Source organism: Microbacterium sp. F2E (assembly GCF_020905435.1).
Lineage (GTDB): Bacteria > Actinomycetota > Actinomycetes > Actinomycetales > Microbacteriaceae > Microbacterium > Microbacterium lacticum.
On sequence record NZ_JAJJIB010000002.1, the window covers coordinates 203,822 to 228,233 of the forward strand.

The 24,412-nt window shown below is 73.3% G+C and carries 14 protein-coding genes; 12 read left to right on the plus strand and 2 right to left on the minus strand.

Translation table 11 applies throughout. The features are described 5' to 3' along the window. Positions 1-11: 11 nt before the first annotated feature. Both rpoC and LOK55_RS03190 read left to right on the plus strand, forming a co-directional pair. Positions 12-3,887 (plus strand): DNA-directed RNA polymerase subunit beta', encoded by a 3,876-nt coding sequence (gene rpoC, locus LOK55_RS03185; protein WP_229934201.1) that lies wholly within the window; start codon positions 12-14, stop codon positions 3,885-3,887. A 146-nt stretch (positions 3,888-4,033) separates the two neighbouring features. After that, positions 4,034-4,648 carry a hypothetical protein gene (locus LOK55_RS03190; RefSeq protein ID WP_196324622.1) on the plus strand — a complete coding sequence of 205 codons (615 nt, stop codon included), beginning with the start codon at positions 4,034-4,036 and terminating at the stop codon, positions 4,646-4,648. A 16-nt stretch (positions 4,649-4,664) separates the two neighbouring features. On the opposite strand, the gene LOK55_RS03195 is transcribed toward LOK55_RS03190, so the two are convergent. After that, on the minus strand, positions 4,665-5,321 hold the full coding sequence (locus LOK55_RS03195) for a hypothetical protein (RefSeq protein ID WP_229934202.1): 657 nt from the start codon (positions 5,319-5,321) through the stop codon (positions 4,665-4,667). 183 nt (positions 5,322-5,504) lie between these two features. Between LOK55_RS03195 and LOK55_RS03200 the strand changes: the two genes are divergently transcribed. The 9 genes from LOK55_RS03200 to LOK55_RS03240 all read left to right on the plus strand — a co-directional run bounded on the left by LOK55_RS03200 (position 5,505) and on the right by LOK55_RS03240 (position 22,073). Beyond that, a complete protein-coding gene (locus tag LOK55_RS03200; protein ID WP_229934203.1) occupies positions 5,505-6,575 on the plus strand; it encodes an ABC transporter in 1,071 nt (356 codons plus the stop codon). Between the two features lie 75 nt (positions 6,576-6,650). Continuing rightward, entirely contained in the window at positions 6,651-7,121 is a 471-nt protein-coding gene (locus LOK55_RS03205) for a DUF6121 family protein (protein WP_229934204.1), read from the plus strand. A 107-nt stretch (positions 7,122-7,228) separates the two neighbouring features. Continuing rightward, positions 7,229-7,894 (plus strand): spermidine/putrescine ABC transporter substrate-binding protein, encoded by a 666-nt coding sequence (locus tag LOK55_RS03210; protein ID WP_229934205.1) that lies wholly within the window; start codon positions 7,229-7,231, stop codon positions 7,892-7,894. A 108-nt stretch (positions 7,895-8,002) separates the two neighbouring features. Beyond that, the gene (locus LOK55_RS03215) at positions 8,003-9,133 is read left to right on the plus strand and encodes a serine/threonine-protein kinase (RefSeq protein WP_229934206.1); all 1,131 of its coding nucleotides are present in this window, start codon (positions 8,003-8,005) and stop codon (positions 9,131-9,133) included. After that, positions 9,133-15,081, plus strand: coding sequence for an Ig-like domain-containing protein (locus LOK55_RS03220; RefSeq protein ID WP_229934207.1), 5,949 nt, complete (start codon positions 9,133-9,135; stop codon positions 15,079-15,081). Before LOK55_RS03215 ends, LOK55_RS03220 begins: the two co-directional genes overlap by 1 nt. After that, positions 15,078-16,043, plus strand: a complete 966-nt coding sequence (locus LOK55_RS03225; RefSeq protein WP_141380756.1) for a MoxR family ATPase — start codon at positions 15,078-15,080, stop codon at positions 16,041-16,043. Before LOK55_RS03220 ends, LOK55_RS03225 begins: the two co-directional genes overlap by 4 nt. After that, positions 16,040-17,395 carry a DUF58 domain-containing protein gene (locus LOK55_RS03230; RefSeq protein WP_141380755.1) on the plus strand — a complete coding sequence of 452 codons (1,356 nt, stop codon included), beginning with the start codon at positions 16,040-16,042 and terminating at the stop codon, positions 17,393-17,395. Before LOK55_RS03225 ends, LOK55_RS03230 begins: the two co-directional genes overlap by 4 nt. After that, entirely contained in the window at positions 17,392-19,872 is a 2,481-nt protein-coding gene (locus LOK55_RS03235) for a transglutaminase-like domain-containing protein (protein WP_229934208.1), read from the plus strand. The genes LOK55_RS03230 and LOK55_RS03235 overlap by 4 nt, the downstream gene beginning before the upstream one ends. Further along, positions 19,869-22,073 (plus strand): DUF5684 domain-containing protein, encoded by a 2,205-nt coding sequence (locus tag LOK55_RS03240; RefSeq protein WP_229934209.1) that lies wholly within the window; start codon positions 19,869-19,871, stop codon positions 22,071-22,073. The genes LOK55_RS03235 and LOK55_RS03240 overlap by 4 nt, the downstream gene beginning before the upstream one ends. 320 nt (positions 22,074-22,393) lie before the next feature. On the opposite strand, the gene LOK55_RS03245 is transcribed toward LOK55_RS03240, so the two are convergent. After that, positions 22,394-23,386, minus strand: a complete 993-nt coding sequence (locus LOK55_RS03245) for an endonuclease domain-containing protein (RefSeq protein ID WP_229934210.1) — start codon at positions 23,384-23,386, stop codon at positions 22,394-22,396. 654 nt (positions 23,387-24,040) lie between these two features. Here LOK55_RS03245 and rpsL point away from each other — a divergent pair. Continuing rightward, a complete protein-coding gene (rpsL, locus tag LOK55_RS03250; RefSeq protein WP_229934211.1) occupies positions 24,041-24,409 on the plus strand; it encodes a 30S ribosomal protein S12 in 369 nt (122 codons plus the stop codon). Positions 24,410-24,412: the final 3 nt, after the last annotated feature.

Sequence of the window (24,412 nt, forward strand, 5' to 3'; positions counted from 1 at the left end):
CAGGAGAACCAGTGCTCGAGTCCACCACTTTCGATCAGCTTCGCATTGGCCTTGCCACCGCCGACGACATCCGTCGTTGGTCGTACGGCGAGGTCAAGAAGCCGGAGACCATCAACTACCGCACCCTGAAGCCCGAGAAGGACGGTCTGTTCGGCGAGCAGATCTTCGGCCCCTCTCGCGACTGGGAGTGCGCGTGCGGCAAGTACAAGCGCGTGCGCTTCAAGGGCATCGTCTGCGAGCGCTGCGGCGTCGAGGTCACGAAGTCGTCCGTGCGCCGTGAGCGCATGGGCCACATCGAGCTCGCCGCCCCCGTCACGCACATCTGGTACTTCAAGGGCGTGCCTTCGCGCCTCGGGTACCTGCTCGACATGGCGCCGAAGGACCTCGAGAAGGTCATCTACTTCGCCGCCTACATGGTGATCTCGGTCGACGAAGAGGCCCGTCACCGCGACCTGCCGACGCATGAGGCCAACCTGCGCCTCGAGATCAAGAATCTCGCCGACCGTCGTGACTCGCGTGTCGCGGCTCGCCTGGCGAAGCTGGAGGAGGAGCTCGCCGTTCTCGAGAACGAGGGCGCCAAGGCCGACCAGAAGAAGAAGGTCAAGGACGCCGCCGAGAAGGAGATGGCGTCGATCCGCAAGAACGCGGACGACCAGGTCGCCAAGCTCGAGCGCATGTGGGACGAGTTCCGGAACCTCTCCGTCGGCCAGCTCAAGCAGGAGGACGACGTCTTCCAGGAGCTGCAGGACCGCTTCGGTCAGTACTTCGAGGCCTACATGGGCGCGGAGTCGATCCAGCGTCGCCTGCAGGCGTTCGACCTGGCCGCCGAGGCGGAGTCCCTGCACCTGCAGATCTCCGAGGGCAAGGGCCAGCGCAAGATCCGTGCGATCAAGCGCCTGAAGGTCGTCAACTCGTTCCTGCAGACGGGCATGTCCCCGGCATCCATGGTGCTCGACGTCGTCCCGGTGATCCCGCCGGAGCTGCGCCCGATGGTCCAGCTCGACGGTGGCCGCTTCGCCACCAGCGACCTGAACGACCTGTACCGCCGCGTCATCAACCGCAACAACCGTCTCCGCCGGCTGATCGACCTCGGTGCCCCCGAGATCATCGTCAACAACGAGAAGCGGATGCTGCAGGAGGCCGTCGATGCGCTGTTCGACAACGGCCGTCGTGGTCGTCCCGTCACCGGCACCGGCAACCGCGCCCTGAAGTCCCTCAGCGACATGCTGAAGGGCAAGCAGGGCCGGTTCCGCCAGAACCTGCTCGGCAAGCGCGTGGACTACTCGGGCCGTTCGGTCATCATCGTCGGTCCGCAGCTGAAGCTGCACCAGTGCGGTCTGCCGAAGCAGATGGCGCTCGAGCTCTTCAAGCCGTTCGTCATCAAGCGCCTGATCGACCTCGGTCACTCGCAGAACATCAAGGCCGCCAAGCGTGCCGTCGAGCGCACCCGTCCCGAGGTCTGGGACGTGCTCGAGGAGATCATCCGCGAGCGCCCCGTGCTGCTCAACCGTGCACCGACGCTGCACCGCCTGGGCATCCAGGCCTTCGAGCCGCAGCTCGTCGAGGGCAAGGCGATCCAGCTGCACCCGCTCGTCTGCGCGGCGTTCAACGCCGACTTCGACGGTGACCAGATGGCCGTGCACCTGCCCCTGTCGGTCGAGGCCCAGGCCGAGGCGCGCATCCTCATGCTCGCGTCGAACAACATCCTGAAGCCGTCCGACGGCCGCCCGGTGACCCTGCCCTCGCAGGACATGATCATCGGTCTGCACCACCTGACCACGGTCAAGGAGGGCGCTGCCGGTGAGGGTCGTGTGTTCGGCTCGGTCGGCGAGGCGATCCTCGCGAAGGACGAGGGCACCCTCGACCTGCAGGCGAAGGCGCGCATCCGGATCCCCGGACTGACGTTCCTCGAGGGCGAAGCGCCCGAGGGCTACGAGCGTCACGGCCTGGTGGATGCCTCGCTCGGTCAGGCGATCTTCAACGACACGCTTCCCAAGGGCTACCCGTTCGTGCGCGAGCAGGCCGACAAGGGCAAGCTGTCGCAGATCGTCAACAAGCTCGCCGAGGAGTATCCGAAGGTGGAGGTCGCGGCCTCGCTCGACCGCATCAAGGACGCCGGTTTCTACTGGGCCACGCGCTCGGGTGTGACCGTCGCGCTCTCGGACGTGCTCACGCCCCCGAACAAGGCCGAGATCATCGCCAAGTACGAGAAGCTGGCGCAGAAGGTCCAGGCCCAGTTCGAGAAGGGTCTCGTGACCGACGCCGAGCGTCGTCAGGAGCAGATCAAGATCTGGACCGAGGCGACCGACGAGGTGCAGGCCGCGATGAAGGCGAACTTCCCCGCGGACAACACCATCAACCGCATGGTGTCCTCGGGCGCCCGTGGTAACTGGCTGCAGATCCGCAACATCGCGGGCATCCGAGGCCTCGTCAACAACACCAAGGGCGAGATCATGCCCCGTCCGATCATCTCCTCGTACCGCGAGGGGCTGTCGGTGGCGGAGTACTTCACCGCGACGCACGGTGCCCGTAAGGGCCTCGCCGACACGGCCCTCCGGACCGCCGACTCGGGCTACCTGACCCGTCGCCTGGTCGACGTCTCGCAGGACGTCATCATCCGTGAGGACGACTGCGGCACGACGAAGGGCCTCGAGTTCACGATCGCCGCTCCGGATGCCTCCGGCACCCTGGTGCGCGACGCGAACGTCGAGAACTCGGTGTTCGCCCGCACGCTGGCTGCGGACGTCGTCGCCCCCTCGGGCGAGGTCGTCGCCTCGGCCGGCGACGACGTGGGCGACGTGCTGATCGACAAGCTGGTGGATGCCGGTGTCGAGACCATCAAGGTCCGCTCGGTTCTCACCTGCGACTCGGCGGTCGGCGTCTGCGCGAAGTGCTACGGCCGTTCGCTCGCGACCGGCAAGCTCGTCGACATCGGCGAGGCGGTCGGCATCATCGCCGCCCAGTCGATCGGTGAGCCCGGCACGCAGCTGACGATGCGCACCTTCCACACGGGTGGTTCGGCCTCGGCCGACGACATCACCCAGGGTCTGCCGCGCGTGCAGGAGCTGTTCGAGGCGCGCACCCCGAAGGGCGCCTCGCCGATCGCGGAGGCCGACGGCCGCATCACGATCGACGAGACCGACAAGGCCAAGAAGGTCATCCTGACGCCCGACTCGGGCGACGAGCCGCACGTCTACCCGGTGCTCAAGCGCGCCACGCTGCTGGTCGAGGACGGCCAGCACGTGACGGTCGGCCAGCCGATCCTGGTCGGCACGCTCGACCCCAAGGAGGTCATGCGTGTGCAGGGTGCCCGCGAGGTGCAGAAGTACCTCGTCGGCGGCGTGCAGGGCGTGTACCGCTCGCAGGGTGTGCCGATCCACGACAAGCACATCGAGGTCATCGTCCGTCAGATGCTGCGGAAGGTCACCGTGGTCGATCACGGCGACACGACGCTGCTGCCGGGTGAGCTCGTCGACTTCAAGCGCTACCAGCAGATCAACCGCGAGGCCGTGGCCGAGGGCAAGCGCCCCGCGTCGGGTCGCCCCGAGCTGATGGGTATCACGAAGGCGTCGCTCGCGACCGAGTCGTGGCTGTCCGCGGCATCCTTCCAGGAGACGACGCGTGTCCTGACGCAGGCGGCCATGGAGGGCAAGAGCGACCCGCTCGTCGGCCTCAAGGAGAACGTCATCATCGGAAAGCTGATCCCCGCCGGAACCGGGCTTGCGAAGTACCGCAACGTCACGGTCGAGGCGACCGAGGAGGCCAAGAGCGAGCGGTACCCCAACCGCATCTTCGCCTCGGACGGCGCGTACTCGGGCGACGACCTGAGCTACGTCGACTTCGACAGCTTCACCACCGACGACTTCACGCCGGGCACCTACAACTGAGCCTGGTCTGATCGCACCGAAGGGCCCCGGGACATCCCGGGGTCCTTCGGCGTCTGCGGGTGGGGTTCCGGGCGGGTCTCCCTCGATCTGGGCGGCTCGCGGGCGCGTGCGGGGAGGGGCGCACGGCGGCGGGTTAGCGTGAGGGCATGGCTCGTGTCGGAGGCAGGAATGCCGCGTTCGCGTGGGTGGTCGGCGTCGGCTGCCTCGCGATCCTCGGCGTGCTCGCCGCGCTGGCCCTGCCGCTGATCCCGGCCTCCATGACCTGGTTCGGCACCACCGTGGACACCGCGCAGGGCACCTCGCAGACCGCCCCGACGTCGGCGCCCGTCGCCGCGGGCGAGGAGGGCGCGCTGCCCACGGAGTGCCCCGCGCTCTACGACGAGGCGCTGTGGGCGACGATGCGCTTCACCCGCGGCGCCGTGCTGACGCCGTCGAAGGACGCCCCCGTCACCACCGCGACCGCCCTCGTCTCCGCGCTCTCGCCCGACGTGCAGCTCACCTGCTTCTGGCACGCCGACGCGGGCACCGTCTCGACGACGCTCGCGACGGTGCCGCCCGACGCCGGCGCGATCGCGGCGGCGGCGCTGCCGGGCTCGGGATTCACGTGCGAGAGCGTGGACGAGCGCACCCGCTGCACCCGCACCGACGGCGACCTCACCGAGACGATCGAGGCCGGGGGCGGACTGTGGCTGTCGACGAGCGAGTCGGCGTGGCATCCGGCCGGCTACGTCAGCCGCACCGGCGACCGCATCTGGGGCTGAGCGCGCGTCGGCAGGATCAGGGCGTGGTGGCCGCGGGCCAGAGCGCGTCGATGACCGAGTCGGTGTACCCCGCCGGCGCGAGGTTCGAGAACTGCGTGTCGACGATCACGCCGTCGCGGTAGAACAGGGTGCGGCCCTGCTGCAGGGGGAGGGTGCCGCTCTCCCACGTCGACTCGCAGCGGATGCCGCCACGCGGCTCGTAGCACGTGTAGCCCTCGTTGCCGAGCTCGTACAGCGCGTCGCGCGCCTCGCGGTCGGGCGAGTAGCCGGTGACCGTGACGAGCCACGTCGCCGCGGCACCCGGCTCGCCCCAGACGCACACGCGGGAGCTGTCGGAACGGATGCCCCCGCCCATGCCCTCGGCGTTCAGCGGCACCCCGTCGAGCTGAGCGAGCACGTCGGCGTCGAGCAGGTCGCGGCACCCCTGCGGGAGGTCGGCGGGAAGCGCCGTCGTCGAGGTCGACGGTCCCATCGGGAACGGCGCGAGCGAGGGGCCCGGGGTCGGGGTGGCCGCCGCGGATGCCGAGGCATCCGATGATGCCGTCGGCTCCGACTGACTCGGGTCGGGGGTGCCGGCGCAGCCGGTCACCAGGGCCGCGGCCAGCGCCACGACACCGACGGCGAGGCAGGCCCGCGCCGTCGGACGGGCGTGCGGGCGGAGGCGGTGCGGCATGCCTCCACGATAGACAGCGGGGCCGGGTTCGCCCGGCGTGACACGGTGGCGCGGTGACACGGTGGCGCGGTGGCGCGGGCATCCCTTCCTCGCAGACACGGCGCGGTGCCTCCCGGTCGCGGCGGGACCTGCGCGTTACGCTCACTGTGCGGCGGCACGTGCCCCGCGTGAGGAGCACACGCCATGAGCGACCACAAGTACGGCGAGCCGGTCGAAGACAGCACCGCGCACGGCGAGGCGACGTCGGCCGACGAGGCCGTCGCGCGCGCCCACGAGGGCCTGGCCGACGCCGAGGCCGCCTCGCGCGAGGCCGCGCAGGGCGACGTGACTCCGGGCGAGGCCGCCGCGCACGAGCGCGTCGTCGACGACGGTGCCGGATACGGCGCCGCGCACGACGCCACCGTCGCCCACGACTCCGCCGCGCACGACACCACGGCTGCGCACGACGCCACGGCTGCGCACCCGGTCGAGCCGGCGACGACCGCCGCGCCCGCCGCGGGCAGCCTGTACGCCGACGACCCGGTCGACGAGACGTACACGCCCGGCGCGTACTCCTCGGGCGACTACTCCTCCGCCGCCGCCACCGAGGTCGTCACTCCCGCCGCATCGCAGGACGCCGCCACCGAGGTCGTCGCCCCCGCCGTCGTCGCGCCCGTCGTGACGCCGGTCGTCGAGACCTCGACCCCGCAGCCGATCTTCGTGCAGGCGCCCGAGGCGCCGCGTCCGCGCGGCAACCGTGCCGCGGCGGGGCTCATCGGTCTGCTCGCCGCGGTCGTCTTCGGCATCCTCTACCTCGCAGCTGCGCTGGGCCTGCGCGCCCTCGACGGCGACGTGACCGGCGCCAACGTCGGCACCGAGGCGCTCGCCGCACTCGGCTCCTGGTGGTTCTGGGTGCCCGTCGTGGTGTTCTACCTCGCGTTCTGGCTGCTCGGCGCGATCATCAACCGCGGCAGCTGGGCGCACTGGGTCATCTTCGGTCTCTTCGTCGGGCTCGCCTCCTACGGCGGACATCTCCTCGGTCAGCTCTTCCAGGCGCCGTTCTGGCAGCTGACCGCCAGTCAGGGCGAGGAGGTCGTGCGCGGCCAGCTGCTCGCGCCGCTCGCGATCGTCGCGTTCGTGCTCGGGCGTGAGCTCACGATCTGGTTCGGCGGCTGGGTCGCCGCGCGCGGCAAGCGCGTGAGCGAGCTGAACCGCGAGGCGCAGCGCGAATACGAGCGCACGCTCGAGGCCGGCCCACGCCTCCACCAGGGCTGAGCGCGACACGGGCGAGCACGAGCATCCGAGGCGCACCATCCGAGCGATCCTGACTCCGGGCACCGGCGGAAGATCGTGACTGACGCTCGTCCGGGCGTGACCCCGCTGGTCGCGCTGGCGTTCGGCACGATCGGGTTCTTCGCGCTGCTGATCGCCGGGTTCGGCATGCTGAGCCTGCTCACCGGCGCCGAGGTCGTCGCGGTGCCGGGGCTCGGCCCGCTCCCGGGGGCCTTCGCGGTGGCGTTCGCCGTGATCGCCTTCGTCCTCGCCACATGGGCCGTCGTGCGGCGCCCCGAACCGGGCTACGGCGGCGTCGTCCTCGTGGTCGTCGCGACCTTCCTCGCCTACCTCCTCGGCCTGCTCGTCGGAGCGATGTTCGGCGGCATCGACCTCGCGCGCGCGCTCGCCGCCGCGGGCGCCTTCGCGACCTCGTGGTTCGCGGTGGTCCTGGCATCCACCGCCCTCATCGCCGGCTGGACCGCCGTCGCGCTCGTGCGCACCCGCGCCGGGCGGCCGCGCTGGCCCTGGGAAGACCGCTCCGACTGAGGTCGGCCGCGCCCCGACTGAGGTCGGCCGCGCGCTCGTCGGCGGCGCCCGCCGCCGAATCTCGCGAAATCCCGGCGGATCGGCGCCGCACGGGCGACAATGGAGCCGTGGAGCGGTCGCTCGAGACCCAGGTCAGCCAGGCGGTGGATGCCTGGCTGCGCTGGCTGCCCCGATGGGAGCCGGCCACCCACCGCGGGCGGGTGGCCCCCTGCCGCCGCTGCATCGGGTCGCCCGTGCTGTCCGCCGCCGGCCTCGGCGCCGACGTCCCGCACGGGGTGCAGCACGGGCTGTCGACCCGCGTGAAGACGATCATCGACCACGCGGTCGCCGAGTACACGTCGCGGAACCTGCCGATGCTGCAGGCCGAGCTCGACCAGCAGGCCGCGCGCAACCGCGCCCGCAGCTACCGTCCGAGCGAGGGGCTCGACCCCGAGTTCGAGGGGCTGCCGCTCGACCCCGACCCGGTGCCGGGTGCGCCGTTCCTGTTCACGATCGGCGGCCTCGCCGCCGAGGTCGACGCCGACATCCCCGAGCTTCCGCCGCTCACCGACGAGGCGAAGGCGGCGCTGCGGCAGGAGGTGGGGCTCGCCGACGACTACGCCAACCTGATCGGCCGCGAGGTGTGCGCCGTGCTGCTGCACCATCGCCTGCGCATCCAGGCGGCCGTCGGCCAGTACGTCGAGCCGCAGATCGCGGCGATGCTCGAAGAGCTGACGCGTTCGCTCGACGCGCCGTTCGACCCGAACGGCGACCCGGGTCTGACCGAGCGGTAGCCGCGACCCGCCTCCGCCTCGCGGGGCGAGGCGGCGACCGCCGTTTTGTTAGCATTACCGGGTCTTCGAAGAGGCCGGAGGCGAGAACATCAGAGGGCTGGGGGTGCTATGACGCGCAGGCTGCCCTCCGCGCCGCCGCTGCTGCCCGGCCTCGACTACGTGCGCCCGCTCGGTTCGGGCGGATTCGCCGATGTGTTCCTCTATCAGCAGGACATGCCGCGCCGTCAGGTGGCGGTCAAGGTGCTGCCCGCCGACGAGCGCGACCCCGACCTGCTGCGCATGTTCAACGCCGAGGCGGACGTCCTCGCCCACCTCTCCGCGCACCCCGCGATCGTCACGGTCTACCAGGCCGGCATCTCGGCCGACGGCCGTCCCTACATCGTGATGGAGTACTGCCCGGGCTCGCTCGCCCAGCGCTACCGCATCGAGCGCATGCCGGTCGACGAGGTCATGGCGATCGCCGTGCGCCTCGCCGGCGCGCTCGAGTCGGCGCACCGGGCGGGGCTCATCCATCGCGACATCAAGCCCAGCAACATCCTCGTGACGACCTTCGGGTCGGCGGTGCTGGCCGACTTCGGCATCTCGTCGACCCTCGTGCGCTCGGAGGGTGCCGAGGTGCTCGCGATGTCGATCCCGTGGAGCGCGCCCGAGGTGGTCGCCGAGCAGACCGGCGGCACCGTCGCGAGCGAGGTGTGGAGCCTCGGCGCCACGGTGTACTCGCTCCTCGCGGGGCACAGCCCGTTCGAGCGTCGCGAGCGCGGACAGAACACGCGCGACCTGATGCGGCGGCGGATCGCCCGGGCGACCTTCGTGCCGATCGCGCGCGACGACGTGCCCGACGCGCTGCAGCAGGTGCTCGCGACCGCGATGGCCCGCGAGCCCGAGCGCCGCTACCGCACGGCGGAGGAGTTCGGTGAGGCGGTGCGCGAGGTGCAGCGCGCCGAGCAGCTCGCCCCGACGCCGCTCGAGGTGCCCGCGACGGAATGGATGCCCGCCGCTGCGAGCGTCGACTTCGCCGACACGACCGCGCGCGGGCCGGTGCGCAGCCGCGTCGCGCACGAGGGCCGCCGCCGAACCGGCGAGCCGGCGGATGCCACGCGCCTGCGCCGCGACGAGGATTCGAGCATCAGCGGCCCGCCCCCGGCGCCGCGACGGGTATGGCCGTGGGTGGTCGCGGGGGTCGTGACCGTCGTGGTGGTGGCCGCGGTGGTCGCCCTGCTCTGGGCGGGACTGCGCTGATGCGACGGCGCGTCGCGCCGACCGTTACGGCGCTGATCGCGGCGGGCGCCGTCGTCGCCGTGATCGCGGGAATCAGCGTGGTGTGGCCCGGTCTCGACGCGCAGCAGACGCCGCCGCGCGACACGACGGCGTGGGTGCTGCAGGCCGACGGGCTGCGCTACGCGCGCGTCAACACCGCGATCGACGAGCTCGACACCGTCCGCACGGTCAGCAATCCGAGCCGCATCGTGGCGACGCCGACCGGCTCGTACATGTTCACCGACAGCGACGCGAAGCTCGTGCGCATCGACGACGCGGTGCCGGTCGATCTCGACGCCGAGGGCCTCCGCAGCGTGCAGGCGTCGCCCCCGGGCACGCAGGAGGTCGACACGGCGGGAGACTACGTCGCGTATCGCACCGACGCGGGCGCCGTGTTCGCGGGGCGACTGTCGACGGGCTCGCTCGTTCAGGTCGATCCGACCGGCGATGCGTCGACGGGGTCGTCGGATGCCTCGGCCCCGACGGCCACCTCCGACGCGATCGCGGTCGACGCTCGCGGCGAGCTCTTCAGCTACTCCGCCGAGGCGGGCACGGTCATCCGCGTCGACATCGCGTCGAACTCCGTGCAGCGCACCGACCGGGTCGAGGCCGACGCGGCCTCGCCCGTGCTCACCGCGGCCGGCGACGAGTGGGTGCTCGTCGAACCCGCGACGGGCAGGTACTGGTCGCGCGCACAGTCGGCGACGGCGGGGACGAACGGCACGGTGTCGGTCTCGCGCACCGATCCCGACGGCGACGCCGTGTACCTCGCCGACGAGACCGGTCTCGTGCGTGTGCCGACCGCGAACACGCCCGCCGAGCGGGTGTTCGGCGACCGCACCACGGCTCGCGGCGCGCCCGCGCGACCCGTCGTGCGCGCGGGCGTCGTGCACGCCGCCTGGCTGCCCGAGGGGCAGGGTCCGGGCACCCTGTGGGATTCCGCCTCCGGCGACGTGACCCTCGACTACGCCGGCGCGACCCTCCCCACCCAGCGCCGTCCGGTCTTCGTCGACGCGGGCGACGGGCTCGTGCTCAACGACGCCCGCTCCGGCTGGGTGTGGCGCGTTCCCGACGGTGCGCTCGTGCCGTCGAGCCAGGACTGGGATCTCGACGCGCCGGTCCAGACCGCGCCGCAGACCACCGAGCAGGAGCCGCCCGCCGTCATCGACCCGCGGCCTCCGGTCGCCGTCGCCGACAGCTTCGGCGTGCGCGCGGGCGCCCTCGTGACCCTGCCGGTGCTGCTCAACGACCACGACCCGAACGAGGACGTGCTCACGATCGACCCGGCATCCGTCGAGGGTCTCGATCCCGCCTTCGGAACCCTCACCCTCACCGATGACCGGCAGCGCCTCGCCGTCCGCGTCGAGGCGGATGCCTCGGGGTCGGCGAGCTTCCGCTACGCCGTGAGCGACGGCACCACCCCCGACGGCCTCCTGTCGGAGCCCGCGACCGTGACGCTCCGCGTCGCCGGCGAGGACGAGAACTCCGCGCCGCAGTGGTGCGGAGTCGAAGGATGCCAGCAGGAGTGGCCGCAGCCCGAGGTCGCGCCCGGCGGCAACGTGAGCGTGCCGGTGCTCGGCGACTGGGTCGACCCCGAGGGTGACCCGGTGATCCTGCTGTCGGCCACCGAGGACACCGCCCTCGGGCAGGTCGCGGCGACGCCCGAGGGCACCGTCGTCTACCAGCACTCCGACTCCGGAGCCGGGGGCGAGGAGCTCGCCGCGATCACGCTCACCGTCGGCGATGCGCGCGGGGCGACGACGACGAAGACGCTCTCCGTGCGGGCGCGCGGCGACGCGCAGCCGCGCGTGCAGTCGTTCGCCGTCGTCGACACGGCGGGCTCGCGGGTGAGCGTCGACGTCGCCCCGCACGTGACCGGCACGGCCGGGTCGGTGACCCTCTCGTCGGCGCGCGTGCTCGACGACGCCGCCGCGACGGCTACGGTGGTCGGCGGCACGACGCAGTTCGACTTCGCCGCCACGGCGGCGGGCACCTACCGCGTGGCGGTCACGGTCTCGGCCGACGGGCGCGAGGCCACCGGGACGGCGCGCATCACCCTGCTCGCCGCCGACGCGCCGGCGCAGCTGGCGACCGCGCCGGTCGTCGCGTTCGTCCGTCCCCAGGCGGACGCGACCGTCGACGTGCTCGCCGCGGTGTCGAACCCCACCGGCCGGGTGCTGCTTCTGAGCGACGTCGTCGTGCACGCCGCGAGCGGGTCGTCGCTCACCGGCGACGCCGTCGGCCAGAGCCAGCTCCGCGTCTCCGGGTCGACGGCCGGTGGCGATCCGGGGCTCCTCGGCACCGTCGCGTACACGGTGAGCGACGGCACCGCCGACGCGGGGGCATCCGTCATCGGCGAGGCGACGGTGTATCTCCTGCCGGCGGCGAGCGAGGCCGCGCCGATCACCGTCGACGACGCCGTGGTCGTGCGGGCCGGCTCGCAGATCGACATCCCCGTGCTCGCCAACGACGTCGCCGCCGCGGGCGGACTGCCGCGCCTCGACCCCGAATCGGTCGAGTCCTCGACGCCCGACGCCCTCGCCTTCGCCTCCGGCGACGTGCTGCGCTACCTCGCCCCCGAGACGGCGGGCCAGTACACGGTCTCGTACCGTGCGTTCACCACCGGATCGCCCACCCTCGGCGACGTCGCGACCGTGCGTGTGCAGGTCACCGCGCCCGACGCCAACCGCGACCCGCTGCCGCGCCGCCTGTCGGGCCGCGTCGGGAGCGGGCTGTCCACGACGATCCCGTTCGACGGGTTCGGCATGGATCCCGACGGCGACGTCGTCCGGCTCGAGAGCATCGTCGGACAGCCCGCGCACGGGTCGGCGGCGATCTCGGCCGACGGCACCTCGATCGTGTACACGAGCATCGCCGGGGTGAGCGGGCAGGATGCCTTCACCTATCGCGTCGTCGACGCGTTCGGCGCGACCGGCGAGGGCACCGTGCGCGTGGGTGTGCTGAGCGGAGAGGCGAATCCGAGCCCGGTCACTTACACCGACTACGTGCACGTGCAGGCGGGCGGGGGCAACGTCATCCGCGTCCATCCGCTCGCGAACGACATCGACCCGACGCAGGGCTCGCTGACCCTCGCCGCCGTGCGTCCCGACGCGCCCGAGCTCGCCCTCGACGGCACGCCGACCGACGAGTACGCCCGGCTGAAGAGCCGCATCCAGAGCGTCACCGACGACACGGTGACGATCGCCGCGGGCACCGATCCCGGGACGATGGCCTTCTTCTACGACGTCGAATCGTCGTCGGGGAACACCGCTCGCGGGCTCATCGTCGTCAAGGTCGTCGCCCAGCGCGTGCCCGACTTCCCCGTCGTCGCCGACACCGTGCTGACCGCCGCCGACCGCGACGACCTCGCCGACGGCGTCGATGTGCTGCGCGGCAAGGTGCTGTGGTCGGGCGGTGACGCGAGCGATCTCGTCGTCGGGCTGTGGGGATCGCCGGAGGGCGTGAGCGTCTCGGGCAGCCGGGTGCGCGCCGAGCCGAGCGACGCCGCGCGGCTCATCCCGTTCTCGGTGACCGGAGAGAGCGCAGCGGGCCCCGTCACGACCTACGCGTTCCTCCGGGTGCCCGCGGCGAGCGAGGGCGCGCTGTCGCTGCGCGCGGGCGTCCCCCCGATCGTCGCGGCAGAGAACGGGCAGGCCGAGGCCGACATCGCGGCGATGGTCGCCGTGCCGCGCGGCCGCACGCTCGAGATCGGCGCCGCCGACGTGCGCGCCTCCGGGGCGAGGCCCGCGGCGGTCTGCGTCGCGACGACCGGCACCGGCGTCCGGTACACCGCCGGAGGCGGCGCCCCGTGGACCGACGCCTGTCTCGTGCCGGTGCGGCTCGTGGGCGGCAGCGCGTGGACCGTGCTCGCGATCCCGGTCGCGATCACCCCGCTCGACCCGCAGCCGACGCTCGCGCCCGCCTCGCTCGAGATCGCGCCCGGCGACACCCACGTGTACGACCTCACCGCCATGACCACGTGGCGCGGCCCCGCCGAGGCGATCCAGTACCGGGTGACGGGCTCCCCGGCATCCTTCGTCCTCAGCCTCGACGGGTCGCAGCTCACCGTCCGCGCGGCCGACTCCGCCGCACCGGGCGCGGTGGAGGGCGTGATGGTCGAGGTCACCAGCCACGCCGGCGTCACTCCGGCGCGCATCACGCTGCGGGTCGGCGCGGCCCCCTCGACGCTGCCCCAGGGCGGCCAGACCACCCGTACCTGCAGCCAGGCGTCGGGCGCGTCGTGCACCGTCGACGTCGTCGGCGCGCCGGGCGAGGTCAACCCGCTGCCCGGCACGCCGCTCCAGGTCGTCGCCGTCACGCCGACGAGCTCCTGCACGGGAGTGTCGTTCGCCGTCGCCGGACCCTCGAGCATCACCGCCAGCTGGACGGCCGACGCTCCCGGGGCGACCTGTACGGCGCGCTTCACCGTGCGCGACGCGCAGGGCCGGCAGAGCGCGGCCGCGCGCGACGGAGGGGTCACGATCGACCTGCAGGGTTTCCCGCGCGCACCCGCCTCGGTCTCCCAGTCGGCCTATGCCGACGGCAGCCTCACGCTGCGCGTCGACCCCGGTCCCGCGCAGACCTCGTACCCCGCCGTCACCGGGTTCGAGGTGCGCTACGGCGGTGAGCGCGTCACCACCTGCACGCCGCAGGGGGTCTGCCCCGCGCTCGCCGCGCCGAACGGCGAGCAGCGCCGCTACGAGGTCGTCTCGGTGAACGCCGTCGGTCCGTCGCAGACCGCGGTCGCCACGACCGCGTGGGCCTACGACCCGCCCGCGACACCCACCTCGGCGAGCGCCGTGCCCGCCGTCGCCGGCGCCGACGGCGGGGTCACGACCCTGACCTTCGCGGGGGTGGATGCCGCCGCGACGAGCGCCCTGCAGATCTCGAGCCCGGTCGGGGAGAGCATCACGGTGCCGGTCGCGGCGAACCAGACGACCGTCACCGTGCCCGTCTTCCGCGTCGGGGCGAACACGACGACCCCGGTCACCGTGTCGCCGGTCTCGCGGTTCGACGCCCCGCCGGGGCTCGGCGGCCCGGCGATCGGCTCCGTCGTCGTGCAGGCGCACGGCGTCGGCGCGCCCACGAACCCCGTCCTCACCCTCACCCCCGTCAACGTCGGCGGCGGACGGGTCGACATCACCGCCACGGCGACCGCCGGCCCCGGCGGCGACGGCGCGGCGACCCGGTTCGGCATCGTCGCGGCGGGGGAGACCTGCCGCGCGACCGCGGGCGGCGACCGCGCCGTCTTCCGCGGGCTCCCCGACGGCCGTGTCTACACGTTCACGCTGTGCGTCGAGGCGTGGTTCGGCGGCACACTCTTCGGCCGGGCGACCGTCGACGCCGACGTGCGCGCCGTGCAGAGCACCGCGGCGCCGCGCGGCTACACCTTCGTCGTCGGGCCCACGGCGCACGTCGACGGTGCTCGCGCGAACTGGACGATCGACGAGAACCCCACCTCGCCCGAAGCGCTGCCGAACGAGAACGTCGCGGTGTTCTCGGGCCTGCCGAGCAGCGTGTTCGACACCGACCCCGGCATCCGCGTGCGGTACGAGCACGTGTCGGGCTGGTGGCAGTCGGAGTGGGGCGCGGTCACTCCCGCCCCGGGCAGCGCGCCCACCCAGGTGCAGGCCACCTGGTCGCTCGGCGCCTGCACCGGCGGCACCCGCCTCACGGCCGACGGGCGCTCGACCGGCGACCGGGCGCGGTTCACGTTCGACACCGTCGACATCGCGTACTACGACGCCGCCGGGGCGCGCCTCGACCCGGGCGATGACCCCTGGCAGGTTCCCGCCACCGCGAGCCGCGTCGAAGGCATCCGTGTCATCGTCGACTGGGCGCGCACCGGATGGAACCTCGACGCCGCCACCGCGCCCCTCTCCGCCCGCTGCACTCCCGTTCCCCCCACCGACGGAGCCCCCACCCCATGACGATCACCACCGAACAGGCCACCTGGTTCGCGCAGACCTTCGCCGCCATCGCCGACAACGTTGAGCGGGCGGTGCTCGGCAAGCGCCACGTCGTCGAGCTCGTGCTCACCGCGATGCTCAGCGAGGGCCACGTGCTGCTCGAAGACGTGCCCGGCACGGGCAAGACCTCGCTCGCGCGCGCGGTCGCGCAGTCGGTGCAGGGCACGAGCACACGCATCCAGTTCACCCCCGACCTCCTGCCGGGCGACATCACCGGCATCACGGTCTACGACCAGAAGACCGGCGAGTTCGCCTTCCACGCCGGCCCGATCTTCGCGAACATCGTGCTCGCCGACGAGATCAACCGGGCGAGCCCGAAGACCCAGTCGGCGCTGCTCGAGGTGATGGAGGAGGGGCACGTCACGATCGACGGCGTCACCCGTTCGGTGGGAAAGCCGTTCCTCGTGATCGCGACGCAGAACCCCGTCGAGCAGGCCGGCACGTACCGCCTGCCCGAGGCGCAGCTCGACCGCTTCCTGCTGCGCACCTCGCTCGGCTACCCCGACCACGCCGCCACCGTGCGGATCCTCGGCCAGGCGGCCACGCCGATCGACGAGCTCGCCCCGATCATCACGCCGGGTGCCCTCACCGGCATGGCCGAGCTCGCCGCCGACGTCTACGTCGACGCGCTCGTGCTCGACTACATCGCGCGCCTCGTCGACGCGACGCGGTCCGCCGACGAGGTGCGCCTGGGCGTCAGCATCCGCGGCGCTCTCGCCCTCACGCGCGCGACCCGCGCGCGCGCCGCCGCGCAGGGGCGCACGTTCGTCACCCCCGACGACGTCAAGCGGCTCGCCGTCGCCGTGCTCGCGCACCGGCTGATCCTGCACCCCGAAGCCGAGTTCGACGGCGTCACCGCCGAGGCCGTCATCGGTCAGGTGCTGCTCGACGTCGCCCCACCCACCCGCAAAGACGCGCCATGACCCTCGGCGACACCCGCCTCACCCGCACCTCGGCGAACACCCTCACGGGGGAGCGCACCGAGGTGACCTCGGGGCGCGGACGGGCGCTCGTCGGAGCGGCGGTCCGCGCTTCGCGGGCCTGGACGGCGACCCGTGCCGCCCTGATCACCGCGTTCCGGTGGTGCGGCCGCACGATCCGGCCGGCGGGCGCCCTGGCTCTCGCCGCGGCGACGGTCGGGCTCGTGCTGGGGCTCGCGTTCGGCTGGGTCGAGGCGATCGTCGCCGGCGTCGCCGCGATCGTGCTCCTCGCGCTCAGCGTGCCCTTCCTCTTCCAGTCGCGCACCTACGACGTCCACCTCGCGCTCGGTCACGAGCGGATCGTCGCCGGTCACGGCGTGCGCGCCACCGTGACGGTGCGAAACGCCGGCCGTCGAGCGGCGCTCCCCGGCCGCATCGACGTGCCCGTCGGGGCCGGCCTCGTCGAGTTCGGGGTGCCGCTGCTGCGCGCCGGGGCGGTCTCCGAACAGGTGCTCGACCTGCCGCCGCAGCCCCGCGGCATCGTGCGCATCGGGCCGGCGACCACGGTGCGCTCCGACCCCGTCGGGCTGCTGCGGCGCGAGCATGCCTTCGACGACGCCCACGAGCTGTACGTGCATCCGCGCACGGTGCCGGTGCCCTCCTCGAGCGCGGGCCTCATCCGCGATCTCGACGGCAGCCCGACGACGCGCCTCGTCGACGCCGATATGTCCTTCCACGCGATCCGGGAGTACGCGCCGGGCGACTCGCGCCGCCAGGTGCACTGGAAGTCGACCGCCAAGACCGGGCGCCTCATGGTGCGCCAGTACGAGGAGTCGCGCCGCTCCCGCATGGCGGTCGTGCTCGGCCTCGCCGCCGCGGAATACGGCTCCGACGGCGAGTTCGAGCTCGCCGTCAGCGCCGCCTCCTCTCTCGCCGTCCGTGCCGTGCACGACGCGCGCGACCTCGACATCGTCGTCGGTGCCGAGATCCCGCGCGTCGTCCGCGGTCGCCTGCGCGCGATCCGGCACATCCCGACGGGGAGCCCCCGCTCCCTCCTCGACGGCTTCAGCGGCGTCGACCGGCTCGCGAACACGATGGCGTTCGCCGACGTGTGCCGGCTCGCCGCCGAGGCGAACGAGCGTCTGTCCATCGCGGTGCTCGTCACGGGGTCGCACGTGGGCCTCGCGGCGCTCCGGAAGGCGGCGTTGGCCTTTCCGGCGGATGCCTCGGTGGTGGCCGTCGTCTGCGACGAGCGCGCCCATCCGCGCACCCAGGTAGTCGGCGCCCTGACCGTCGTGACGGTCGGCACGCTCGACGACCTGGCGGGTCTGCTACTGCGGGGGGCGTCGTCGTGAGGCGGATCGTCGCGGGATCGCTGTACGCGGCCGCCGTCGTCGTGCTCGCCGCGATGGCGGCGTGGCCCATCTACCGGTCGTCGGCGTTCCTGGTGCTCGTCGTCGTGGCATCCGCTCTCGGCGCCGGTGTCGCCGCGCTCGTTACCTTCGTGCCGGCGCTCCGCCGCGGCGGCGGATGGGCGTGCGCGGGGCTGCTCGCGGCGACGCTGCTCGTCGTGGGCGTGCCGCTCGCGGTGCCCGGGCGCATGACCGACCCGGCCGCGTTCGTGCAGGGCCTCGGCGAGCTGGGGGCGGGTCTCGTCGTGGGGTGGAAGGACCTCCTCACCGTCGAGCTGCCCGTCGGCTCCTACCGCAATCTGCTGGTGCCGGCGCTCGTCGTCTTCCTCATCGGCACGGCCGTGCTGCTGCTGCTCGCCTGGCGTTCCGACGCGGTCGCCTCGCTGGCGGTGCCGGTCGGCATCGCGATGACCGGGTTCGGGCTGCTCTTCGGCCGCACCGAGGTGAGCACGCCTGTGGTGCTCGGCCCGCTGACCCTGTCCGCCCCCGTCGAGACCGCTGTGGGGCTCGGCTCGCTCACCGCGGGCGTGCTGTGGCTGTCGTGGCGGGCCCACGACGCGCGAGTGGAGGCGCTCCGCACGGCGGCGCGCTCGAGCGGCGTGCGCGTGCGCCGGGCGCGCGCGGGCTCGGGGGCCGACCTGCGCCGCTCGGGGATCGGCGTCGGCATGGTCGCCGCTGCCGCGGTCATTGCGCTCGCCGTGCCGACGGCCGCGGCGTCCCTCCCGCGCGACGTGCTGCGCGAGAGCACCGGGCCGCGGCTCGAGATCTCGCGCGCGGTGAGCCCGCTCGCCGCCTACCGCGCGATGTTCACCGACGCCGCGCACGATCAGCTGCTGTTCAGTGCGACGGGGCAGGACGTGCCCGAGCGCATCCGACTGGCCGTGCTCGACAGCTACGACGGCGCCGTCTTCCGCACGGGTGCGGGGCGAGACGCGTCGAGCTTCGTGCGCGTCGCCTCCGCGCGGCCGGCCGGAGCGGGGGAGCGCGTCGACGCCGACATCGTGGTCGGGGCGCTGGACGGCATCTGGATGCCGTCGGCCGGCGCGCTCACCGCGGTGCGCTTCGAGGGCACGCGTGCCGCCGCGCTCGCCGACGGGTTCTACGTCGACGACGAGCTCGGCGCCGCGGTGCAGACCACCGGATGGCAGGCGGGCGACGCCTACCGGCTCGAGGCCACCGTCGCACCCACCGAGGCGCTCGCCGCCGCGACGGCACCCGGCGGCACGGGCGGCGCCGGGGGCGACGGCGGCATCGACGACACGGTCGCCGCGCCGGCGAGCCTCCGCACCTGGATGCAGGCGCACGTGGGCGGCACGGGCGGGGCCGCCCTCGCGGGCCTCGTCGCGCTGCTGCGCGAGCGCGGCTACCTCAGCCACGCGCTGACCGACGCGCAGACGGCGTGGATGGCGGATGCCGGCGTCGACACCTTCGTGCCGAGCGCGGCGGGGCATTCGCTCGCGCGCATCGATCAGCTGTTCACGGCGCTGCTCGATCGGGAGAAGGATCCGCGGGCCGAGACATCCGGCAACTTCGTCGCGGCGCCCGGCGACGACGAGCAGTTCTCCGTCGCGGTGGCGCTGATGGCGCGCGAACTGGGCTTTCCGGCGCGGATCGTGGTCGGGACGCGCACGGCGTCGACGGATGCCGGGGTCTCGGTGTGCCGCGACGGATCGTGCCGCGGCGCCGACCTGTCGGCGTGGGTCGAGGTGCGCAGCGATCGCGGCGAGTGGATCCCGGTCGACGCGACCCCGCAGCACGTGCAGCCGCCGAGCCGTGAGGTGACGGCGCAGCCCGACCCGACGATCGGCACCGAGGTGCGCCCCGACAGCGTCGATGAGGCGCCCCCACCCAAGCCCGCGCAGGAAGACGCGGCCGCGACGACCGAGCGCCCCGCCGAGGTCGACCTCAGCTGGCTGTGGACGACGCTCCGGGTGGCCGGCGTCGTCCTCGCCGTCGCCGCGGTGCTCGTCGGACCCTTCCTGCTCGTGATCCTGGCCAAGTCGCTGCGTCGCCGCTCGCGCCGCGGCGCGGATGACCCGCGCGAGCGGATCGCCGGCGGGTGGGATGAGTACCTCGATGCCGCCGCCGACGCCGGGCGGCGCGCCCCGGCGGCCGCGACCCGCGTCGAGATCGCGCAGGCGTGGGATGCCCCGGGCGCGCGCCGGCTCGCCGACGGGGCCGACGCGGCGGTCTTCGCCGCGGAGCCCGCGACCGCGGACGAGGCGGCGGAGTTCTGGCGGATCGTCGACGCCGAGCGGCAGGCTTTCGCGGGCACGCGGTGGCAGCGGGTGCGCGCGGCCGTATCGTTGAGATCGTTCGTCCCCGGAGGGCTCCGCACGCGGCCGCCCGCCACCGAGAGCTCGTCCGACACCGAGAGGGGGAGCCGCGCGCGCGACGATGCTGCGCGGCGCACCGCATGAACACACCCGACGAGTCGCTCGCCGCCCTGCTCCTGCTCCTGTCCGTCGTGCTCACCGTCGCGCTCTACGTGTGGACGGCGCTCGCCGTGTCGGCGATGTTCCGCAAGATGGGTGAGGAGCCGTGGAAGGCCTGGGTGCCGTTCCTGAACACGGCGACGCTGCTGCAGTGGGGCGGCTTCAACCCGTGGCTCGTGCTGCTGTCGCTCGTCCCCGTCGCGCAGATCGTCGTGTACGTGCTCGTCGTCATCTCGGCACACCGGATCAACCCCGGATTCGGGTACGGCAACGGCATGACCGCGCTCGCGGCGCTGCTGTTCGTCGTGTGGGCGAGCATCCTGGGCTTCGGCCCCGCGCGGTGGCTCGGCGCGCGTGCGGCGGGTCGGCGCGGGGGTGCGTCGGCGGGGTCCGGCTCCCTGCCGGCGGGCCCGGCTGGCGCTGTCGCCGGTGCGCGCGCGGCCGGGGCGGTTGCGGGGGCCGCGGCCGCGCCGGCGGCGTCCGTTGCGCCGGATCGCGAACCGGAACCGTGGGCCGATGCGCCCGGCGCCGGGGACTGGGCCGGGGGCGTCGCGCCCGCGGTCGGCGCTCGGGCCGGCGGCGCCTCGACTGCCGCAGGTGCCTCGACTGGGGGCATCGCGCCCGCGGCCGGTCCGGCCGGTTCCCCCGGCTCCGCGGTGCATCCCGACCTCCCTGCGCCCGCGCAACCCTCCGGTTCCGCCCCGGCGCCCTTCGCCCCACCCGCCGCGTCGAACCCCGCCTCGGCGTGGACGCCGCCCGACACGACGCCGCACACCCCCGAACGCTCCGATCGCGATGCCGACGGCGCGCCCGGAGCCTCGGGCTCTGCATCCACGTCTGCGTCGCCCGCGGCGGCGGTCTCGGACATCCCCTCGCGTCCGTCCGCCGCATCCGTGCCACCGGACCCCTCGGCGGCACCCGAGTCTGCCGCATCGGGGACTGCCGCATCGGGGCCTGCCGCGTCGACGACCGCCCTGGTGGGAGACTCCCTGGCTCACGCCGCGCCGGTATCCGCGTCGTCGAGCCGGCCCGGCGCCGGGGACGCCCCGAGCGCAACGGTCGCCGGGGATCCGGCCCGCGACGGTGCGGTCGACGACGTCGACGCGCTCGACGACGGTGATGCCGCCTGGCCGTCCGAGATCGACGATGTCTCGGCCATCTACCCGTCGCCGTTCCCGCCGAGCCCCGCCGGCGGCGGCCCGTACGCCGCCCCGCCGGTGAGCGGCATGGGCGACCTGGGCGGACTCGGCGGCACGACCGGCGGAACGACCGGCGGGAGGAGCGGTGTCGCAGGGACGACGGCCCCCGATGCGTTGCGCGCCGGGTCGCGTCCGGCGCCTGACGCGCGCGCCGCCGGTCCCGGCGCGCCGATCGCGTTCGTTCCCGGTCTGCGACCTGCGGGTGCGGCGACTCCTCCGCCGCCTCCGGTCACGCGGGTGCCCGCCGCTCGGCGCGCCGAACCGGTCGAGCCGGTCACCCCGGATTCGCCGAGTTCTGCCGAGTTCGACGGCGGCCAGAGCGGCCGAACCCGCGGCGAGAGCACCGCGCCCGGCGCGTCGCCGGCGGCGGCGATCTTCGCGCAACCGGCGCGGGCGCGTCGCACTTACGAGGGTGACGATCCGGATGCCTTCCCCGAACTCTCCGGCGAGGTGTCGGCGGTCGTGGGTTCGCCGAGCGCCGGCGCGCCGCGCTCCGCGGTCGGTGCGGTGTCGGCTCAGCACCGCCGCAACGAATCGGGTGAGCTCGAGCCGCACGACGATCGCCCGGACGCTCGGGCGTCCAGTGCCAGCGACGACGATGCGGGCGACGACGAGGTGCTCGATCAGACCGTGATCGCGCGGCGGAACGTCCGTCCGGTGTGGGAGCTCGTCCCGGCATCCGGGTCGCCGATCCTCCTCAGCGCGACCGTGGTCATCCTCGGCCGGCGGCCCGCGAGCGACGCGGCCTACCCGACCGCGCAGCTGGTGGCGGTGCCGGGCGACGCGCGCACCGTCTCGAAGACGCACGCCCGTATCGAGCTGCGCGGAGATGCGTGGGTGGTCACCGATCTCGGATCGACCAACGGCGTGCTCGTGCGCACCCTGATGGGCGACGAGGTCGAGGTCGAGGCGGGCGGGCAACTGGATGCGGGGGAGCGGTTCTTCCTCGGCGACGAGGAGTTCCACCTGCGCCGCATCGACATCTGACCCCCCGCACCGCCGCTTCGCCCCCACCCCTCCCAACTTCTGGTCACTTGTTGCGCCCTCCCGCGCGCCGACCTCGCCACAACTGCCAACAAGTTGCTCTCGGGTCATCCCGCCGCCCAACTCCTGGTCACTTGTTGGCCCCCTCCCGCGCCTCGACCCCGCCACAACTGTCCACAAGTTGCCCCCGGGTCATCCCGCCGCCCAACTCCTAGCCATTTGTTGCCCCCTCCCGCGCGCCAACCCCGCCACAACTGCCAACAACTCGCGGGCCCCGCGACACACCCCCACAAGCCGCGCCCCACCCACCCACCCCCGCCCCGTCAGCGCATCCGACGGGCGAGCGCGTCGCCGATCGTGCGGGCGACCCTGCCGGCGCGCTGCGCGGTGCCCGTGATCCTGACGAGCTCCCACCCGAGCGCCGCGTAGGCATGGTGCTTCTCGATGTCCCGCTCCCACTGGGCCTGGCTCACGCGATGCTGCTGCCCCTCGACCTCGACCAGAACGCGATGATCGGGGAACGCGGCGTCCGCGATCCCGACCAGGCGACCGGCGCCGTTGCGGATCTCGACGTCGAGCACCGGCTCGGGCAGCCCCGCGGCGACGATGTCGCACCGCACGTCGGTCTCGAGCGGCGACATGCTCCCGACGCGGATCAACCCGAGTGCTTCGTCAAGCACCCGCCGCCCGCGCCGGTGGGGCGCCTGCGCCGCCGACCGCAGCTGCGCGATCGTCGCGAGCTGCAGATCCGGTCGAGGATGCCCGCCTGTCATCCGCGGCACGCGCACCAGGGCATCGCCCAACCGCACCAGCCCGCGCACGTCGAGCCGTCCCGCGAACCCGGCCCACACCGTCGCGGGGCTCGCCACGGGGAGGCCTCCGACGTCGCGCACCGTCGCGAGTGTGGACGAGAGTTGGATGCCACGCACACCCGCCACCCGCGGCGCCCGACCGGGCGCGAGCACCGCGACCTCGAGCTGCGCCAGCCCAGGGTCGTGGTCGAAGAGTCGGTCATAGATCGCCACGGCAGTCCGCCCCGTGTAGAACGCCCCGGCCGATCGCAGCGGCTCGAATCCCGCGACGCGGCGGAGCACCTCGGCGCGCACCAGCCGGTCCCGGTGGCCCGGCTCTTCGACGGCGAGCGCAGAGACGATGGATGCCTCGGGCTCCCGTCGCTGCCGCACGCCGCGGTGCGGTGCTTCGAGATCCCGCGACCGCAGGCGTGAGCGAGAGACGCCCGCCTCGAGTGCGGCCGGCACCGTGAACGCCCGCGCGCGGACCAGCGAGGCGGGCAAGGGGCTCGGCGGCTGGGACATGGCCCCACCTTGCCCGCGCGCACTGCGCCGTGGATGCGCGGAACCCCGATGTGTGGACAGTTCCGCGAATCGCCGCCCTGTGGAGGAGGCGCCGTGGCATCCATCGCTTGTTCCGGGTCAGTCGTGGTCGCCTCTCCACCCCGCCCCCGCGCGAAGTCCTTGACACTCGAGGCGGCTTCACCGGCTCGCACCCCGCCACAACTGCCAACAAGATGGATGCCACGGCGAACTCCTCGCCACTTGTGGCGGCCTCGACGGGCATGACCCCGCAACGACTGCCAACAAGTCGCCGCCCCCGCCGCCGCCCGCGCCGACACCCCAAACCCCACCCCCAACCACCCCGTCCCCACCGTTTGCTCGCATCCGTCATACGGCGTAGTATTGACCGGGTGTGCGTCTGCATGCGCTTATGCTGTGCCTCGGCATCGGATGAGCAGCGGCAGACCGCACGACAGGGATCGATCTGCGAACAGGTCGCCCCCACGGCATATCCACCACGCGAAAACGCGAAAACGCAAGAACCGCGGAAACGCACACACGCAAAAGCACAGCGCACTCCCGCTGAGCCGGTGGATCTGTGGTGAAACCACGACCGCTGTCACCGTGCAGCACCTGCGGGGCCCGAGAGGGATCCGCAGCCGAGAAGGAGAGAACGTGCCAACCATTCAGCAGTTGGTTCGCAAGGGTCGCTCGCCCAAGGTCACCAAGACCAAGGCGCCCGCCCTGAAGGCGAACCCGCAGCAGGCGGGTGTCTGCACCCGCGTGTACACCACCACGCCCAGGAAGCCGAACTCGGCGATGCGCAAGGTCGCCCGTGTGAAGCTCCGCAACGGCACCGAGGTCACCGCCTATATCCCCGGTGAGGGCCACAACCTGCAGGAGCACTCGCTCGTGCTCGTCCGTGGAGGCCGTGTCAAGGACCTCCCCGGTGTCCGTTACAAGATCGTTCGCGGCGCCCTGGACACCCAGGCCGTCAAGAACCGCAAGCAGGCCCGTAGCCGCTACGGCGCCAAGAAGGGCTGAGTG

Excerpts from the sequence above, each read along its gene's own strand:
- LOK55_RS03240 (WP_229934209.1), top strand. The coding sequence starts at position 19,869 with ATGAACACACCCGACGAGTCGCTCGCCGCCCTGCTCCTGCTCCTGTCC.
- LOK55_RS03220 (WP_229934207.1), top strand. The coding sequence starts at position 9,133 with ATGCGACGGCGCGTCGCGCCGACCGTTACGGCGCTGATCGCGGCGGGC.
- LOK55_RS03190 (WP_196324622.1), top strand. The coding sequence starts at position 4,034 with ATGGCTCGTGTCGGAGGCAGGAATGCCGCGTTCGCGTGGGTGGTCGGC.
- LOK55_RS03225 (WP_141380756.1), top strand. The coding sequence starts at position 15,078 with ATGACGATCACCACCGAACAGGCCACCTGGTTCGCGCAGACCTTCGCC.
- LOK55_RS03245 (WP_229934210.1), bottom strand. The coding sequence starts at position 23,386 with ATGTCCCAGCCGCCGAGCCCCTTGCCCGCCTCGCTGGTCCGCGCGCGG.
- LOK55_RS03200 (WP_229934203.1), top strand. The coding sequence starts at position 5,505 with ATGAGCGACCACAAGTACGGCGAGCCGGTCGAAGACAGCACCGCGCAC.
- LOK55_RS03215 (WP_229934206.1), top strand. The coding sequence starts at position 8,003 with ATGACGCGCAGGCTGCCCTCCGCGCCGCCGCTGCTGCCCGGCCTCGAC.
- LOK55_RS03230 (WP_141380755.1), top strand. The coding sequence starts at position 16,040 with ATGACCCTCGGCGACACCCGCCTCACCCGCACCTCGGCGAACACCCTC.
- LOK55_RS03195 (WP_229934202.1), bottom strand. The coding sequence starts at position 5,321 with ATGCCGCACCGCCTCCGCCCGCACGCCCGTCCGACGGCGCGGGCCTGC.